The following is an 18,233-nucleotide window of genomic DNA, read 5'->3' on the forward strand; positions in this document are numbered from 1 at the left end:
GCGGGGAGGAGTCGCCGGGCGAGCAAAGATGGCACAATCGCGCCCTTTACTCTGCCAAGGAGGGGATATGCCGGCCTCGACGCTCCACGCCCGCCGAGTCACCCAGCGCTACTTCCTGGTCATGCTGGCCGTCGGCATGAGCGGCGGCCTGCTGGGGCCAGCGCTGCCGCAACTGGCAGCGATGACTGGCTCGAGCATGGGCCAGATCTCGGTGCTGTTCACCGCTCGGGCACTGGGCAACATGCTCGGCTCGCTGCTCTCGGGGCGGCTGGTGGACCGTTTTCCGGGCCACAGGGTGCTGGCCGCCATGCTGCTGCTGATGGCGGTGGGGCTCGCGGCGGTGCCGTTCAGCCAGGGACTGGCGATGTTGACCGGAGCCGTCTTCCTGCTGGGCCTGGCCGAGGTCTCGGCCAATGCCGGTTCCAACACCCTGCTGCTGTGGGCCCACGGCAAGGATTCGCCACCCTGGATCAGCGCCCTGCACTTCTGCTTCGGGCTGGGCAACACCCTGGTGCCGCTGGTGCTGGTGGCGATGCTGGCGCTGACCGGCCACTTCGCCTGGGCCTTCTGGGCGGTGGCGCTCTACGCACTGCTGTTGCTCTGGCCGCTGGCCCGCCTGGAGAGCCCCCGGGCACCGGCCGCCCGCGAGGGCGATGCCCCCATGCCGCCCGCCGATACCTGGCGGCTGGCGCTGTTCCTGTTCATGTTCGGCCTCTACGTGGGCATGGAGATCACCTTCGCCGGCTGGGTCACCGCCTACGCCACCCTGCGCGGCATGCCCGGCGAGGAGGCCGCCATGCTGGCCACCCTGTTCTGGCTGGCGCTCTCGGTGGGGCGCCTGCTGGCGATCCCGCTGCTGCGCCGCTTCTCGCCCTGGTGGGTGCTGCGCGGTTGCCTGGCCCTGGGACTGGCCAGCGCCCTGGCGCTGCAGCTGGACTGGCTGGGGCTGGGCGCCGTCTCGCTGCTCTTCGGGCTGGCCGCCTCGGCGATCTTTCCCACCCTATTCGGGTTGAGCAACCAGCTGATGGCGATGAGCGGACGCACCACCGGGTTGATCTTCCTGGCAGCCGGCAGCGGTGCCATGGCGGTGCCCTCGCTGGCCGGCCTGCTGCTGGAGGGGCTCGGGACGCACAGCTTCCCGCTGCTGCTCATGGCGCTGGCGGGCCTGCTGGCCCTGGCGCTGTTCGCCCTGCGGGCCAGGGTGGCGCGCACTTCGAGCGCCGGCAGCGGCAGTCACGCCTCGACATGAGGCCGGCTGGCGAGCGAGTCATCGATTGCAAGACAGGAGGGCCCGCGTGGCCGACTGGCGGCACCGCGGGCCTGACGTGGGAGGTTACTCGAAGGTGGCGCAGACGTCCGACTGCGCACCAGGGTTGTGGCTTTCTACATGGGTGACCACGTCGCTGGCGGGCTCCAGCGATATACTCCACTGGTGATCATTCTTCATGGGATCGCAGCTGCCCTCGCTGCCACCACCGAAGTTGGAGTCGATCCAGTAGTGGACCGCGTAGCCCTTGCCGTCCTGCAGGGCGCCGGGGAAGTCGAAGGAGAAGGCTGGGTCGCCGTCAGCGGAGACGCTAGCGGACTCCTTAGCCACGACCTCGCCGGTCTCGGCATCGACGACGGCCACCTGGATCGCCTGGCCGCCGTGGGGGCCGCCGAAGCTGGCGTCACCCTGGAAGGTCAAGTCATGGCCGCCGCTGGCCAGGGCCAGCGGTGCGGCTAACAACAGGGAAAGCAGCATCCCGCGAGGCAGGGTACTGCAGGGGATGGTTGGCGTTATCATGATGCACCTCCCGAATGGGTAAAGGTGAGCGTCAGGCCCGGAGGGGCCTTTCCCCAGCATAGTGCCAACCCCCTGTCGCTGCCCTGCAAGAAGTCGAGAGGCCCTGTGGTCAGTGATTCTTGACGCGCTGGATCCGCCAGGCCAGCAGGCCGATGATCCCCAGCCCCAACGGCCCCAGCACGGCGGCGGCGATGGTCGGCTGGATCGCCACGCTCGGGCCTCGGCCTGCTGTGGGTGCATGTCGGGGCCAGGAAAGGGGAAAGTCCCCCGAGACTAGAGGCTGGCCTCGTCCAGGCTAAGGGCGCCGCGTCAACGTGCCGTGACGACGGCCAGGCTCACAGCCACTTCCGGCGCCGGAACAGCCACAGCAGGCCGAGGCCGATGACGAGCATCGCCCCCAGCACCGCGAAGTAGCCCCAGCGATAGGCGAGCTCCGGCATGTGCGCGAAGTTCATGCCGTAGATGCCGGCGACAAAGGTGAGCGGCACGAAGATGGCGGTGATCACCGTGAGCACCCGCATGGTGATGTTGAGCTGGTGCGAGGAGAGCGAGATGTAGCCGTCGATCAGGTCGCCGCAGATGTCGTAGTACATCTGGGTCAGGCTGTGCAGGCGCTCGAAGCGCTCGTGCACGTCGTTGATGGCGTGCAGGGTGTCCTCGTTGTCGCGGGGCAGGTGCTCGTAATCGTAGGCGGTGAGTTCCTGGGTGATGCCGACGTGATAGCGGAATACCCGGCGCATCTTCACCAGCCGCGAACGATAGGCGATGACCCGGCGCATCAGGGCATCGCTGCCGTCCTCCATCAGCTCGTCCTCCAGGTCGCTGAGGGCATTCTCGAACTCGAGCAAGCTGTCGAGGTAGTAGCCGGCGGAGACGTACATGACCCTGAGCGCCACATGCTCGGGGGAGCGGCGCAGCAGCGTCTCGCCCTCGTGGGCCAGCAGGCGGTCTATGCTCAGCGCGGTGCCGGGGTGCAGGCTGATCAGGGAGCGCTCGCCGAGGAAGAAGGCGACCTGCTGGGGCGTGAAGTTGAGCTCGGCATCGAAGGAGGAGATACCGCGATAGAGGACCAGGGTATGGGTCTCGAACTCCTCGATCTTGGGCGGGTGGCGGTCGCGCTGGGCGTCGTCGATGGCCAGGGGGTGGCAGCCAAAGGCCTCAAGCAGTTCCCGCTCGCGTGCCTGGCCCTCGCCCTGCAGGTCGATCCAGATGCGGCTCCCGACATCATCGCGCCAGCGCACGATCAGCTCCTCCCCGCCCCTCGTCACTCGGCCATCGGCCTCCAGCAGCAGCGTACGCATCATCGGGTCGTCATCCTCTGGCGAGACAATTCCTGAATCTTACGGCACCGCCTGCGCCCTGCCCTGTCACCGTGGTGGCCTGAGAGCTCCGGGGCAGGCGATGTCGCCTCAGGCCTCGGCCTCGTGGGCGGCCTTGAGACGGTAGAACTCGGCGACCACCTCGTCCATGGCCTCGGCGTCGTAGTCGCAGAGCCCGCTGACCACCAGCTTCTTGGAGCCGGTGCCGATCGCCTCGCCGTCCGCCAGGATGCGGAACTCCAGCAGCACATCGCCGCGCTTGCCGGCCACCTCCAGCGAGGAATCGACGAACTCCAGGCCCGGCGCGGGGGCATCCAGGCGCTCCAGGCAGAAGCCCATGCTGTCATAGATGACCAGCGGGCGACGCGGGTTGAACATCACCCCCTTCTCCTCCATCAGCGGCTTGAGGTAGTGGGGAAAGTTCTTGCCCGAGAAAGCCACATAGCGGCGGGTGAAGGCCTCCACCACCGCCGCGTCGCGGGTCGTCTCGCCGCTACGCTCGACCTCCAGGTAACACTTGCCGTTCTCGTCGCAGATGCGAATCCGACCATTCGGCTGCTCGCTGAAACACAGCGGCGTACCATCCCCGACCATGCTCAGAAAGCGGAAGGTCATGCGCTGGGAGAGACCGAAGCGTTCCAGCACCAGGGCAAAGAGCAGGTCGCCGGGCACACAGAAGCGACGCGCATCCGGATTGTGGATGGGGTTGTAGTCGCCGGCAATGCGCTTGGCGAACTGGCTGGCCTGATGTGCGGAAATGCGGATACGCCCGTCCGTAAGCGTATGGAAATCATCGAGAAACATGCACTGTATGCCTGCGTCGTTGGCGGTCTGTACCCTGCCGGCGGTTGCCGGGAAGGCAGATGATGCCACAAAACCCCATGGCAACGCAGGCTGACGAGGCCATGTAACATGACCCCGGACCCCTCAGCTCGAGGAAGCCGTATGCAACGCCCGAATGCTCTTTCACCCAGACATCGACGCCAGACCTGGATGATGGCCGTGCCCTTGCTGGCCTTCGCCCTGTACCTGGTCGTGGCGAACGGGCTGATCAACGCCCGATACACCCAGGCGTGGCTGGCCGAGAAGGCCGGCATGTCGATCCGCTGGGAGTCGGGCTGGAGCGCCTTTCCCGGGCAACTCACCCTGGAGGGGCTGCACATCGAGAGCGAGGCCCCGCCTCTGCAACTGACGATGGACCGAGCCCGTCTGCGGATCTCGCTGCCGGCGCTGCTCGACCGCCGTCTGGCAATTTCCCGCTTTACGGCACAAGGGCTACGCCGTTTCGGTCTTGACGACCTCCGCCTGGAGGGTAATGGCGAGCTCGCGCTGTCCGACCTGCGGCTGGACGATGGCCAGGTGTCGATCCGGGGGCTCGAGCTCGGCATGGAAAAGGCCCGAATCAGGCGCGGCAGCACGGTGCTGGCCAACGACATCCGCCTGGCGACCGACTTTCAGGTGGCCCCCTTCCGCTGGCGCGAATACCCCGACCTGGCAGCGATCCGTTTCGTTTCGGGAACGCTGTCCCTGGATACCAAGGCCGATGCCTGGGACGTCTTCACCCCCTACCTGCGCCAGTTGGGCTGGCTCGACCTGGCCGGCCACGGCAGGCTGACCGGCGAGCTCGCGCTCGAGCGGGGCGAGCTCGCGCCCGGCAGCCACCTTGAGCTGGACTCCCCAGCGCTGCAGGTGGCACTGGATGAGCGGGCACTGCTGACACCTGCCGAGACCCCTGAGCATGGGGCCAGGCCGGGCCGGGCGACCCCCGATGACGGCTCCGCGAGCTACCGCCTGAACGGCAGCGGCCGCGTCACCAGCCGGGTCGTGGAAAGCGATGAGGGGCCGGTCATGGAGCTCGGGGTGACCCTCGACGAGATGCTGATGCGACGGGCCGGGCTGGCCAACCCGTTCATGACCAGCCGGCGCTTCCATCTCTCCGCCCGCGTGCTCGGCACTGACCTCGCCGACACCCCGCGGCAACTGACCTCCGCTAGGCTCGAATGGGAGGATGCCCGCCTGCCTGACGCTGGCGCCCTGGCGATTTACCTGCCCGAGGGCGGCCCACTGGCCCTGCAGGGTGGCAGTGCACAACTGGAGGGATACCTGGCGTATCGAGACGGCCTGCTCGAGGGCAATTTCCGCCTTGTCGGCGACCAAGTGGCCCTGACCCTGGCCGGGCGGGCGCTGCAAGGCAGCATGACGCTGGATCTGGCACTGCCCGAGATCGATCCACGCGAGCAACGGCTGGACCTGACAGGCACCCATCTCGAGGTTTCGGCACGTGGCGTGGGAGACGAATTGCCGTTGACCACCGAGATCACCCTCGAAGAGGCGATCCTGACCTCGATGGCGCCCCTGGCCGAGCTGATCGATGGAGATGGACCACCGGCGCTGGATGGCCGAGTCGTCGTCAGGGGCCGCGTCGCCCGCCTCGATGTCCTCGATGACTTCCTGACACATACCCTCGACGGTGGCCTGACGCTGGAAGGCGGTGGCGACCTGGTGGCCAGCCTGCAGCTGGAGCAGGGCCGGCCGGCCTCGGGCAGCCGCCTGGCCGTGACCACCGAGTCATTGCGTGCCCGCTTGCTGGGTCTGGATGTCCGGGGACGAGGCAGCGTCACGGCCAGTTGGCAGGAGGCTCTGGGCCGGCCCGTGGCCCGGGTGGACGCCAGCCTGGAAGAGACCCGCGTATCGAGATCCTCCGACGGTGGGCTGCTGATGCGGGACGGTCGACTGGCCCTGACCACCGAGAGCGATATCGCGAAAGCCGGTGCCCCGCTGTCAAGCCCGCGGCTGTCACTCTCCTGGCAAGACGCCGCCATACCCGATATCGCGGTGCTGCAGCCTTACCTGCCCGCGGCCGTAGCGGTGACACTGCGGTCCGGAAGGGCCACCACTCGCGGCCGGATCGAGGTCAAGGACGGGCTGGCCCGTGGCCAGATCGACCTGACCGGGCAGCACATCGTCGGCCGCCTGCTCGGCAAGGAGGTGGAAGGAGAGCTGGCACTGGATCTCCAGGTGCGGGAAGCCAATCTGGACAACGGCCGCCTGGACCTCTCCGGGTCTCGGCTGGCGATGCAGGCGGCGGCCTCGGGCCCACGCTTGCGCACCCGGATCGTGGCCCATGAGGCACGTCTCGGCCCACTGCCGATGCCTGGCCGGGAGGGACCAACGCCGGGGCTGGACGGAGACCTGGTACTCGATGGGATGATCGCCAACCTTGGCTTCCTCGATGACTTCCTGCCTTCTGCTCACGGCCTGACCGTGGCCGGTAACGGCCGTTTCAGGGCCAGCCTGCACGTCACGAATGGCCAGCTACGTCCGGGCAGCCAGCTGCTGGTCGAGGCCGACGACCTGGCGGTCGGCTTCCTCGACTTCACGGCCAATGGCCGAGGCCGGCTCGAGGCCGAGCTCGACGGCGCGCATGAGGCGCCGGCAGCCCGGCTGAGCCTGACGCTGCCCCGTTTCAGCCTGCACCGCATCGGCGAGGCACAGGCGCATGTCGAGGGCCGTCACTTCAGCCTCGAGACCGAAACGCCGCACTTCGGCCTCGACCATGACGACCGTTCGCTGCAGAACTTCACGACTCGCGTCCAGCTGCCCATCGCCGAGGTGGATGACCTCTCTCGCTATAACGCCTACCTACCGGAGGGCTCGGGGCTGGCATTGCTGGGCGGTCGTGCCGGACTGGAAGTGGACCTGCACCTCGAGGGCCTCCGGGCACGCGGCGACCTCACCCTGCAGGCCTTCGACACGACCATCCGGTTCGGCGAGCAGCGTCTGGACGGCGACCTGCGACTCGAGGCCCACCTGCGGGATGGCGACCTGGTCAGCCGTCGCTTCGATGCCTCCGGTTCGCGGCTTCGACTGGACAACATCCAGCGCCGGGATGAGCAGACGCGTGGCGAGGCCGGCTGGTGGGCGCGGCTCGATATCACCGAAGGCCAACTGAACTGGACCCGCCCCCTGCAACTCGATGCTCGACTCGAGATGGCGATGCGCGATAGCGGCCTGCTGACACGCCTGTTCCTATCGAGCGCCCGGGAGTGGGAGTGGTTGAGTCGGCGTCTGACGGTGAAGGACATCCGTGGCAACGCCCGGTTGCAATTGAAAGACGATACCCTGCAGCTGAGCAACGCGCGCCTGACGGGCGGCCCCCTGGAGATGCTCGCGGACCTGGTCATTCGCGACGGCGTGCCGGAGGGTTCCCTCTATGCACGCCTGGGCATCCTGGCCGCTGGGGTATCTCTCGAGAAGGGCCAACCCGAGGTTCGCCTGCTGCGTCCGCGGCGCTGGTATGAACGCCGCCGTCCCTCGCCGGAAGAGGATCTGGAGGAGGTCACGGTGAGCCAGTGGCAGGAAGCCCTAGGCACCCAACCCGAGTCCCCTGCAAACCAGGACTGAACGCTCCCCCTACCAAAGAATCGGGGGTAATAAATAAGTGGCATACTGCATCGCAACACTCTGTGATAAGATTTTGCCGCTTTTTAACCCTTCCCCCACCTCCTGCCTCAGGATGATCGCAGCCATGCTGACAACCTGTCGTATACCCCCCACGCCACGGCAACCCGCTCGTTGGCCGGGCATGCTCGTGCTCGCCGCGCTCTCTCTGCTGGCCAGCGGGCCCGTACTCGCCGCCACCGGCGAACTCGACCTGACCGGCTCCTTCGTGGGCCTCCTCGCCGTCGCCGTCTTCGTGCTGGCCTACGCCTTGGTCATGGCCGAAGAGAAGATCCACATGCGCAAGTCGAAGCCGGTCCTGGTCGCGGCCGGCATCATCTGGGCGCTGATCGGCTGGGTCTATGTCAAGGCGGGAATGCCCGCCGAGTCGGAGCACGCCTTCCGCGTGACCCTACTCGAATTCACCGAACTGATGCTGTTCCTGCTGGTGGCGATGACCTACATCAACGCCATGGACGAGCGCCGGGTATTCGATGCACTGCGCTCCTGGATGGTCCGCAAGGGCTTCAGCTACCGCTCGCTGTTCTGGATCACCGGCGTGCTGGCCTTCCTGATCTCGCCGATCGCCGACAACCTGACCACCGCCCTGCTGATGTGTGCGGTGGTGACCAAGGTCGCCGAGGGCGACAAGCGTTTCATCAACCTGGCCTGCATCAATATCGTGGTGGCGGCCAATGCCGGCGGCGCCTTCAGCCCCTTCGGCGACATCACCACCCTGATGGTCTGGCAGGCCGGCTTGATCGAGTTCCAGGAGTTCTTCGAACTGCTGGTGCCGTCGCTGGTCAACTTCCTGATCCCGGCCGTGGTGATGAGCATCTTCATCAAGAACCGCAAGCCGGCCAGCCTGGAAGAGGACGTCTGGCTGAAGCGCGGCGCGCGACGCATCATCGCCCTCTTCCTGCTCACCGTGGCCACCGCCGTGGCCTGCCACGTCTTGCTGCACCTGCCGCCGGTGCTGGGCATGATGACGGGCCTTGGCTACCTGCAGTTCTTCGGTTACTTCCTGCGTCGCACCCTGCCGCGCTCCCTGGAGCGCAAGCGCACCCGCTACAGCCAGCGCGGTGACTGGAAGAAGCTCGAGAGCCTGGGCAGCGTGGTGCCCTTCGACGTCTTCAACCGTGTGGCACGGGCCGAGTGGGACACCCTGCTGTTCTTCTACGGGGTGGTGATGTGCGTGGGTGGCCTCGGCTTCATGGGCTACCTGGGCATGCTCTCAGAGGCCCTCTACACCGGCTGGAACGCCACCGGCGCCAACATAACCCTGGGGGTGATCTCGGCGGTGATCGACAACATCCCGGTGATGTTCGCCGTGCTGACCATGGAGCCGGACATGTCCCATGGCCACTGGCTGCTGATCACCCTGACCGCCGGCGTGGGCGGCAGTCTGCTGTCGATCGGCTCGGCGGCCGGCGTCGCCCTGATGGGCCAGGCCCGCGGCAACTACACCTTCATGGGTCACCTGCGCTGGACCCCGGTGATCGCCCTGGGCTATGTCGCCAGCGTGATGGCCCACCTGTGGCTCAATGCCGAGAGTTTCCACGTCTTCAACTGACCCCGACTCCTTCAACTGCCCCCCCCCGGCGGCCATCCACCGCCGGGGCATCTCCTCTCACCGCGTTGATACGCCGGCCTGTAAAGTTCCTTAAAGTGATGTAGCGTATAAGGATGATCCGTGTCGGAACGGCACGATGATCTTCCTGATGCCTGTCGTGAGGAAGCACTGACTACGCATCGGACAAAAAGATAATGCCCCCAGGGGCTGCAGGGAGAAGGCGTCATCGACTCATACACGCGTGAGATGCAGGCCGCACCTGCATGGTGCATGAACCTGGCGTTCATCAGACAACGGGAACGCAACCCCCGATGCCATCATTCGTCCTGATCCGCTCCCTGGCGGCGGCGGGCGCCGTTGCCGATGCCAGCCAGCCGAGGAGACGCGCTCCATGCTGCGCCTGAGCCTGTTGGCCCTGGCCACGGTGATGCTGCTGGCCGGCCTGTCGCTGGCCGGTGTACCGGCCTTTGCCCGCGAGGCACCGATCCTGCTGGTGGCACACCCCGATGTGAAGACCCACCAGCTGAAGCGCGATACCACCCGCGCCATGTTCGCCATGAGGCAGCGCACCTGGCCCGACGGTCAGGCCGTGCGGGTCTTCGTGCTCGACAATAACCATCCCGTGCATGCGCGCTTTGCCAAGGAACAGTTATCCGTCTATCCACACCAGCTGCAGCTGGCCTGGGATCGCATGGTGTTCTCGGGCACCGGGCAGGCACCCAACCGTGTTCGCGACCAGGCGGAGATGCGCGAGCGGATCGCCACCACACCTGGCGCCCTGGGATATCTTGAAAGGGAGTACCTGGATGATCGTGTCCAAGTCATTTCGATGGAGTGATCCCCGCTCCATAATCGCCATGGCCGGCGCACTGGCCCTAGGCATGTCTGCCCAGGCCCGGAGCGACGAAGGCGTACTGGATACCCTCCAGGTGCATGGCTTCCTGAGCCAGGCGCTGGTGATCACCGACGACAACAACTTCTTCGGTCCCAGCAGCGAGAACGAGGGCAGCTTCAAGTTCACCGAGATCGGCGCCAATGCCTCGCTGCGGCCTCACGAGGATGTACTGCTGGCCGCCCAGGTACTGAGCCGGCGCGCCGGCGGGGATGGCAGCGAGGCCAGGCCGGTCCTGGACTATGGCGTTGTCGACTATCAGATGCTCTCGAACCAGCAGCGCACCTTCGGCATCCAGGTCGGCCGTTTCAAGAACCCCTTCGGCTTCTACAACCAGACCCGCGATGTGGCTTTTACTCGCCCCAGCATCCTTTTGCCACAGTCCATCTATTTCGACAGGACCCGCTCATTGGCCCTTTCAGGCGATGGCGTCTCCCTATATCACGAGGAACGCTTGAGCCGCGGCTCATTGAGGACACAAATAGGGTTCGGCCAAGCGCAGGCGGGAGATGACCTCCGCCGAACCCTGAGGCTCGATTCGGTTCCAGGGAGCCTGAACCCGAAACGCTCCGCCATTGGCCAAATTCGCTATGAGCATGATGGGGGACGGATCATTGCCGCAGTCAGCGCAGCTAGCGCCAATGCGCGCTTCGACTCTTCAGCGCCGGGACTTAGCGACGGTGACTTCTATTTCAACCCATGGATTCTGTCGCTGCAGTACAACCAGGAAAACTGGAGCCTGACGGGCGAATACGCATGGCGAAATTCCGGACTCGAGAACTTCAACAACCCAGCCTTCAATTTCGATGTCACGGGTGAAAGCTGGTACGTGCAGTACACTCGACGTTTCGATAAGGACTGGCAGTGGTTGATACGCTACGACAGCCTGATCAGCAATCGTAACGACCGCTCGGGAGAGGCATTCGAGGCAAGCGGAATGGGGCCCGCGCATTCCCAGTTCGCGGACGATATCACCCTGGGACTTCAGTGGACGCCTCACCCCCGCATCATGCTGGCCGGCGAATATCACCATGTCGATGGTACCGGCTGGCTGCCTGTCCAGGACAACCCGGACCCATCGGAGACCAGTCGTCGCTGGAACATGCTGCTGTTCCAGCTCTCGTTGCGCTTCTGACGTTTCCATGCGCCTGGCCAGGATCCCACTGAGATGACACTTCCCGCGTCCCTCCGGACCCGTCGCCGACTCAGCCTGACATGGCGTGTCATCGCCCTGAGCAGCCTGCTGCTGGTCGGGCTCGTGACGCTGTTCACCTGGCTGGGCCACGACAACCTGACCCGCCAATTCCAGGAGAGCCGCAACCAGCACCATGAACGCCAGCAGCGCGAGATCCGCCTGGCCCTCCTGCGCTCGGCGGAGAACCTTCGCCAGCTGGCGGGCCTGGCCGCGGCCTCGCCACGCCTCGGGCCGCCCCTCGAGGCGGGCAATGCGGAGGAGGTCGAGGAGGCTCTGGCATCCCAGTGGCCGACCCTGCAGCTCGAGGCCGGCATCGACGAGATACGGGTGGTGGACACCCAGGGACGGCCCATGGGCCGCTGGGGCTCCGGTCAGTCGGAGGGCAGGTTGCCGATCCAGGCCTGGGTGCAGCAGATCATGGACACCGAGATACCCATCACGGCACTGCGCTGTGCGACGGACTGCCAGCAATATGCCGCCGTTCCGGTACTGGTGAATGGCGAAAGCGTCGGCCTGGTCGTGCTCTCCCGCTCGCTGGCCGATGTGACCCGACAGGCCAGGGAAGTCTCCAACGCCGAGGTGGCCCTGCTGGTAGCCGGCTCGCTGGATAGCCGCGACCTTCCCGAGGAACGCCATCTCGCCCCCTGGAATGGCTATCTCCTGGCCCTGACACGCCAGGAAGAGAGCCTGCCCGTCCTGCAACGGGCAGCCGGACTCGGACCGGTCAGCGCTCTGCTGCAAGCCCCTCTGCAGCTGCAGTACCAGGGCCAGTACCTCGAGCTCAGCGCGGTCCGCATGGACGAGGACGCGGACCGACGCAGTACCGGTTATTTCCTGCTGATCTCCGACATCTCGGCCCAGATCCAGGCCATCAACGAGGATACTCGTACCCTGCTGGGGGTCGGCCTGGCGGGCTGGATCGCCGCGGAACTGCTGCTGCTGATGATCCTGCTGCGCCCCATGGCACGCCTGCGCCGGATCGCCGGCTTGCTGCCGACACTGGCCAGCGGTGGATTCGATGATGTCCGGGCCGCGATCCCCTCCGTCCGCCATCGCCTGCCGGACGAGATCGACGTGCTGGAAGGCACCACACTGGAGCTCTCGCAACAACTCGAAATGCTGGAGCTGGAAGTCCAGGAACGCGGCGACCAGCTGGCAGAGCGCGTCGAAGAGCTGGCCCAGGAAAGGGACTTCGTGAACAGCCTGCTGGATACCGCCCGGGTCTTCATCATCGCCCAGGACAGCAGGGGGCGAATCAGCCTCATCAACGACTATACTCGCGCGATGCTGGACCTTGACGAGCCCTCCCTGCTGGGTCGCCACTTCGTGGACGTGTTCGAGGCGGGCAGTCCTTCTCTGGTCGGCACCTTCGACACGCCCCAGCAGGAAGAACGCACCCTGCAGACCCCAGACCAGCACATCCATACCATCGCCTGGTACCATGCCCCGCTGCCATCCGGCACTGACGGCAGCATGTCGCGGATCTCTGTGGGGCTCGATATCACCGAACGCAAGGCCGCGGAGGCTCGCCTGACCTGGCTGGCCGAGCGTGACCCCCTGACCGAGCTCTACAACCGGCGCTACTTCCAGGACGCCTTGCAGAAGGCGCTGTGGCACGAATCACGCGGCGCCGTTCTGCTGCTGGACCTGGACCAGTTCAAGGACGTCAACGAGCTCAGTGGCCACCATGTCGGAGACCGCCTGCTGCGCGAGGTGACCGAGACCTTGCTGCTGAACCTGGGCCATCGCGGCGTCATCGCCCGCCTGGGAGGCGACGAGTTCTCGCTGTTGCTGGAACATGCCGACGAGGACCAGGCGGTTCAGGTTGCCCAGTATATCGACCAGTTGCTCGACAGCCTGGGGTTCAGGGCCGCGGGGCGGCGCCACCGGGTCACCGCGAGCATCGGCATCGCCCTGTTCCCGATCCACGGCGCGACGCCGGCCGACCTGATGGCCAGTGCCGACGTGGCCATGTACAAGGCCAAGGAGAACGGCATCCAGCACTGGCACCTACTCTCCAGGACCGAGAATGCCAAAGACGAGTTGCAGGAGCGGGTGTACTGGGTAGAGCGCGTGCGCAGCGCCCTGGCAGAGGACAGCTTCGAGCTGATGGTGCAGCCGATCATGCGGCTGGAGGATCGCGACGTGAAACACTACGAGGTGCTGCTGCGCATGCGCGATGCGGATGGCAGCCTGGTGTCTCCCTCCTGTTTCATCCCGATAGCGGAGCGCAGCGGTCAGATCGTGCAGGTCGACCGCTGGGTGCTGCGTCACAGCCTGCGGCTGCTCAGCCAACTGCAGGAGCGAGGCATCAGCCTGGCGGTCAACCTGTCCGGCCCGTCCCTGCATGATGAAGGCCTGAAGCAGTACCTGGCCGACGAACTGGCCGCCAGCGGTGCCGATCCTCATCACCTTATCCTCGAGGTGACCGAGACCGCCGCCGTGACCGACTTCTCCACGGCGCGCGGCGTGCTGCAGGCGGTCCGCGACCTCGGATGTCGCACCGCCCTCGACGACTTCGGCGTGGGCTTCAGCAGCTTCCATTACCTGGGGCAATTGCCGGTGGACTACATCAAGATCGACGGCAGCTTCATCCGCAGCCTGCCGATCAGCCCCGAGAGCCGTGTCATCGTCCAAGCCATTGCCGATATCGCCGCCGGATTCGGCAAGCAGGCCATCGCCGAGTTCGTCGACCAGGAAGCGCTGCTGCCGATGCTTAAGTCCTATGGCATTGCATTCGGACAAGGCTTCCATTTAGGAAAACCAGCTCCCATACATCAAGCTTTCGGCTTCCCACTTTTTAGCACTCTTGACAGCCAAGAGCCACCTTATCCTTCCAGCTCAAGGAAAAGAGAATGAGATATTGCTCACCTGGCAGCAATGCAGAGTCGTCTACTCAGCTGCTTGATCGCTTCAAGAGCGGATTCCATTTCAGGCTCGCCACAAGCGATGAGGATAAGCGAAGGATTTATCGCTTGCGGTATGAGGTTTATTGCGAAGAGCTCGGCTATGAAGAGCCCTCTGATGCTCGTGAAAGGCTGGAATATGACGAGTACGACGAGCGATCGCTTCACTGCCTGATCGAACATCGGCGTAGTGGAAAAACTGCCGGATGCATGAGACTTGTGCTGCCTTCGACTGGCGATGACTATCTTGATACAAGGCTCCCTCTCCAAAGCTACGCAGGACAGAGCCTTACCCATGCTGTCCTTCATCCGTCGCTGCTTGCCAAAGACGAGATATGCGAAGTTTCAAGGCTTGCGATATCCCGCCCCTTTCGTAAAAGGTCTGTCAATGCCGAGGTGGAGACTGGAGCAAAATCCACATTATTGGAGTTCACGCAGGATGAAAAGCAGACATTTCCTGTGATTGTAGTCGGCCTTTTCCTTGCCACTTATGCATTAGTCGGCATAACGAGTCGCCGACATGTTTTCGCCATGATGGAGGCGAAGCTACCTCGACTCCTTGCCATGTCTGGCTTCAACTTCACCCGGGTTGGAGACACCATCGACTTTCATGGAAAAAGAGGCGCATTCTATATCGATCAGCACCAAGCCGAGAGAGAAATCCACGCCAAACTTCTGCCACTTTACCGACATATACAGGATGAACTGGAATCTCAGGCAAGCCTTTCTTCCAAGAAGAAGGCACTATCTACTATGACCTGATATGAGAAAAGTTATTGAAGGTGCATAGCAGCGTAGTAGCAACTGAGCGTTCCTGTCCCATTATCGGTATATCCAAGAGAAACTAGACCCGCAATTGCCTGCCAGATTCCAGATATCATTGTCTGCCAATGGAAATGGTAGGCCCGGCATAAAATCTCTCCGGCCAGTCCAGCAGCATGATGGCCAGCACGTTGCGGTGCTCCCCGTTGGCCAGGTCGGTGCCTCCCCGCTCTGACGGCACCATCCTCGCCTCGGGGTCATAGGCCTCGACCAGCGCATCCCGCAGGCGCGTCACGGCTGGATGGTCCTCCTCCCCGGCCAGCAGGAAACTGATGCCCACCTCCGTATAGATGTCTTCCTTGGTGTCGACCAGGATGCGCTCCAGCCCGGCGGCGAACTCATTCAACACCCAGCGGAACTCCTCGGCTGACACCGGTTGCTGATAGTAGTCGCTGGCGGCGATCACGAAGTGGGTCATGCCATAGATCTTGTTGCGATATTCGGCCGTCGAGAGCCGCGGGTCACGCGCCGGGGGATACTGTCGACGGAAGGCTGCAGTGGCCTCCTCCCGCAGATCGGCGACCCCCAGGTCCTCGAGGTAATACACCAGGTTGGCGACCTGGGCGGCGTAGACCGCCATCACGTCGGGATCGAGCACGAAGGTGCGGAAATCGACGCCCGCCAGGTAGTCCAGCGCCCGGTGGTAGCCGGGAAGGTCGGCCTCATTTAGCAGGCCGTGATATTTCGCCTGGGTCAGGTCGAAGGCCAGGCCCTTTGCATAGGCGATCTCTCCCCACTCACCCAGCATTCGCTTGCGGCGACGCTGCTTCGCGCTGCCTTCCGGATAGGCCGCCACCTGCTCCTGGGCCCGTCGCGCGGCATGGCCGGGGTCGGCCAGGGCATCGATCTCCTCGCGCAGGTCACTCACCAGCTGCCGCCCATAGGCGCGGTTGAGGGGCAGGTAACGATCCTCGCCGGTCAGCCGATAGAGCCGCTGCGCATAGTGTCGCTGCTTGCTCAGGGGCAGGTCGGGTAGCGCCGCCTCGTAGCGCTCGCGGATCGCCTCGGCCACCGCCGCATGGTCCAGCCCCTGCTCCTGCTGCGGGAGGGCACAGCCGCCCAGCGACAGCAGCAGCACCATCAGCCAGGTCACGAGCACTGCGGGCGTGCGGACCCTTCCTCGTTCCATCAGGGTCATGCTCATTTCGCCTTCCTCCTTCGTCTGGCGCGTCCGGGCGGGATCAGCTTGACCCTGGCCTTGGATCGCCCACGGGCCTCCTCCTCGCCGCCCTCAGGATCCTGGGAAGTCGCTGGCGGCTGCACCACCACCCAGGCGAATACCGGCAGGGACAGCTGCCAGTGGATCGACGAGAGCCGCAACCCCAGGGTGACCACCAGCCCCGTGGCGATGGAGACGGCCAGCGGTGCGGCCAGGGCCTCCAGCCCCACGAAGACCACGCCACCGGCAATCGAGGCGGTGGCATAGACCTCCTGCCTGAGCACCATGGGCACCCGACGCGCCAGCACATCGCGGACCATACCGCCGGCCACCCCGGTCAGCAGCCCCATCAGCACCGCCACCACGCCGGGCGCCTCCAGCATCAGGGCCTTGTGGGCGCCGATCACCGTGAACAGCGCCAGGCCGAAGGCATCCGCCACCGGAAGGAAGCCGCGCGAGAGGCGATGGATGTAGTGGAAGCCGAGGATCGACAGGCCCACGGTGGCGAGTATCACCCAGAGGTAGGCCGGATCCGTCACCCAGAATACCGGACGCACGCCCAGCACCAGGTCGCGCAGGGTGCCGCCACCGATCCCGGTCACCGCCGCCAGCACCAGCATGCCGAAGGGATCCATCCGCGAACGGCAGGCCAGTATCACGCCCGAGAGGGCGAAGACGATCACCCCCGCCATGTCCAGCCAGTAGACCACGCCCGTCACATCGTCTCTCCCTTGTTCGCTGGCCGGCAGCATAGCGCATCACGCCGCCCTTTCGCCTCACCGGTGGCAGGATGCCGGTCGCGCCGGATTCAGCTTGCCTGCGGGGAGAGGCACTGGACCATGAGCGTCACGGTTTCGACGTGTTGGACGAGGATATCGTGAGCCGTGCGACCGAGTCAGCGCTCAGCCGCTCGATCTCAACGGGCTCCGCCATGACTGCCCTCCTCCTGACGCTGGCGACCGAAGCGTGCCAGCTGCATCTCCTGCAGGCGACTCAGTACCCGCCGGAACGGGAAGGCGAGGTAGCCGTGGGGATAGAGCTCGCCCAGCGCCACCTCCGCCTCCAGGTAGAGGGGAATGCGCCGGTCATAGCACTCGTCGACCAGGGCGATGAAGCGGCGCACGCCATCGTCATGCCTGGCCAGCTCGGGAAAGTCCCGCTCGCCCGCCGCGACGCGGGACACCCCGTCCTCGGTGCCCCGGGCGATACTACCCGCCTGTTGTCCGCCGCTCAGGCGAGGCACGTCACTCAGCAGGACATGCGCGAAACGATCCCCCAGGGCGATGAAGTCCAGGGCGGCGAGTGGCTGTTCGCACAGGTCGGCATAGCGGCACCACAGCACCCGCTCGCTGCGACGCACCACCGGAATCGCGCGATGCCCGAGCTCCACGGGGTCGTCGGAGACGTGTTCTCCTCGGCGCAATCGCTCGAACACCTCGACCAGCACGCTCGGCTCCCCCGCCTGGGCGACCCAGTAACGCGGATGGGCCTGGCCAGGATGCAGCCGGTGGTCCTGGCCGCCGTCGAGCTCGACCACCCGCATGTGCCGCTCGATGGCCGCGATGGCGGGCAGGAAGCGCTCGCGGTTGAAGCCATCGGCATAGAGCTGGTCGGGGGCCTGGTTCGAGGTGCAGACCAGCGTCACCCCATGATCGAACAGGGCGCTCAGCAGGCGCCCGAGGATCATCGCATCGGCGATGTCGCTGACGAACAGCTCGTCGAGGCACAGCACCCGAATCTCGCCGCCCAGCTCCCTGGCCAGGGCCATCAAGGGATCGGCGGTGCCGCTCAACTGGAACTGGCGCCGGTGAACCCAGCGCATGAAGTGGTGGAAGTGCAGGCGACGCGCGGGCACCCGGAGATTCCGATGGAAGCCATCCATCAGCCAGGTCTTGCCACGCCCGACCGGGCCCCAGAGGTAGACCCCCGGGATGGCCGCGGCCGTGGCACTGCCCTCCGCCTCCTGCAGGGCGTGAAAGCATGCCTCGAGATGGCCGACTGCCCGCCACTGGGCCTCGTCCGAGGCGAAGCCGGCCTGCTCGACCGCCTGGCGATAGGCGTCCATTGGCGACGGAGACGCCCTCATCGCCTGCGGCTCCCCGCCCATGTCGGCCTCCTCCTGGCCTGCGCCACCGGCACTC

At 65.4% G+C, this 18,233-nt stretch carries 13 protein-coding genes; 7 read left to right on the forward strand and 6 right to left on the reverse strand.

Annotated features, from left to right (window positions below; genetic code table 11):
• The first annotated feature begins 67 nt into the window (after positions 1-67).
• The gene (locus tag OP497_RS13485; protein ID WP_280549246.1) at positions 68-1,249 is read left to right on the forward strand and encodes an MFS transporter; all 1,182 of its coding nucleotides are present in this window, start codon (positions 68-70) and stop codon (positions 1,247-1,249) included.
• Between the two features lie 84 nt (positions 1,250-1,333).
• On the opposite strand, the gene OP497_RS13490 is transcribed toward OP497_RS13485, so the two are convergent.
• The 3 genes from OP497_RS13490 to OP497_RS13500 form a co-directional block, all read right to left on the reverse strand.
• The gene (locus OP497_RS13490) at positions 1,334-1,786 is read right to left on the reverse strand and encodes a hypothetical protein (protein ID WP_280549248.1); all 453 of its coding nucleotides are present in this window, start codon (positions 1,784-1,786) and stop codon (positions 1,334-1,336) included.
• Between the two features lie 335 nt (positions 1,787-2,121).
• On the reverse strand, positions 2,122-3,090 hold the full coding sequence (locus OP497_RS13495; protein ID WP_280549250.1) for a magnesium transporter CorA family protein: 969 nt from the start codon (positions 3,088-3,090) through the stop codon (positions 2,122-2,124).
• Positions 3,091-3,195: 105 nt separating this feature from the next.
• Positions 3,196-3,909: a DUF3581 domain-containing protein gene (locus tag OP497_RS13500; RefSeq protein ID WP_280549252.1), complete on the reverse strand. Its 714-nt coding sequence runs from the start codon at positions 3,907-3,909 to the stop codon at positions 3,196-3,198.
• Positions 3,910-4,050: 141 nt separating this feature from the next.
• Here OP497_RS13500 and OP497_RS13505 point away from each other — a divergent pair, with 141 nt between their 5' ends.
• From OP497_RS13505 to OP497_RS13530, 6 genes are all read left to right on the forward strand, one after another.
• The gene (locus OP497_RS13505; RefSeq protein ID WP_280549254.1) at positions 4,051-7,509 is read left to right on the forward strand and encodes a hypothetical protein; all 3,459 of its coding nucleotides are present in this window, start codon (positions 4,051-4,053) and stop codon (positions 7,507-7,509) included.
• A 124-nt stretch (positions 7,510-7,633) separates the two neighbouring features.
• Positions 7,634-9,118 (forward strand): sodium:proton antiporter NhaD, encoded by a 1,485-nt coding sequence (gene nhaD, locus OP497_RS13510; protein WP_280549256.1) that lies wholly within the window; start codon positions 7,634-7,636, stop codon positions 9,116-9,118.
• A gap of 391 nt (positions 9,119-9,509) precedes the next feature.
• Positions 9,510-9,956, forward strand: coding sequence for a hypothetical protein (locus OP497_RS13515; RefSeq protein ID WP_280549257.1), 447 nt, complete (start codon positions 9,510-9,512; stop codon positions 9,954-9,956).
• Positions 9,925-11,145 carry a hypothetical protein gene (locus OP497_RS13520; RefSeq protein WP_280549259.1) on the forward strand — a complete coding sequence of 407 codons (1,221 nt, stop codon included), beginning with the start codon at positions 9,925-9,927 and terminating at the stop codon, positions 11,143-11,145. Before OP497_RS13515 ends, OP497_RS13520 begins: the two co-directional genes overlap by 32 nt.
• Positions 11,146-11,178: 33 nt before the next feature.
• Complete coding sequence (locus OP497_RS13525) at positions 11,179-14,064, forward strand: EAL domain-containing protein (protein WP_280549261.1); 2,886 nt, start codon at positions 11,179-11,181, stop codon at positions 14,062-14,064.
• Positions 14,061-14,873 carry a PEP-CTERM/exosortase system-associated acyltransferase gene (locus tag OP497_RS13530; protein ID WP_280549263.1) on the forward strand — a complete coding sequence of 271 codons (813 nt, stop codon included), beginning with the start codon at positions 14,061-14,063 and terminating at the stop codon, positions 14,871-14,873. The genes OP497_RS13525 and OP497_RS13530 overlap by 4 nt, the downstream gene beginning before the upstream one ends.
• A 115-nt stretch (positions 14,874-14,988) precedes the next feature.
• Here the strand turns inward: OP497_RS13530 and OP497_RS13535 are convergent, their stop codons facing one another.
• The 3 genes from OP497_RS13535 to zapE form a co-directional block, all read right to left on the reverse strand.
• Positions 14,989-16,077 carry a DUF3541 domain-containing protein gene (locus tag OP497_RS13535; protein ID WP_280549265.1) on the reverse strand — a complete coding sequence of 363 codons (1,089 nt, stop codon included), beginning with the start codon at positions 16,075-16,077 and terminating at the stop codon, positions 14,989-14,991.
• Positions 16,074-16,811 carry a trimeric intracellular cation channel family protein gene (locus OP497_RS13540; RefSeq protein ID WP_280549266.1) on the reverse strand — a complete coding sequence of 246 codons (738 nt, stop codon included), beginning with the start codon at positions 16,809-16,811 and terminating at the stop codon, positions 16,074-16,076. The genes OP497_RS13535 and OP497_RS13540 overlap by 4 nt, the downstream gene beginning before the upstream one ends.
• 197 nt (positions 16,812-17,008) lie before the next feature.
• The gene (gene zapE / locus OP497_RS13545; protein WP_280549268.1) at positions 17,009-18,178 is read right to left on the reverse strand and encodes a cell division protein ZapE; all 1,170 of its coding nucleotides are present in this window, start codon (positions 18,176-18,178) and stop codon (positions 17,009-17,011) included.
• Between the last annotated feature and the right edge of the window lie 55 nt (positions 18,179-18,233).

This window comes from Halomonas sp. 11-S5, assembly GCF_029889825.1.
Classification (GTDB): Bacteria; Pseudomonadota; Gammaproteobacteria; order Pseudomonadales; family Halomonadaceae; genus Halomonas.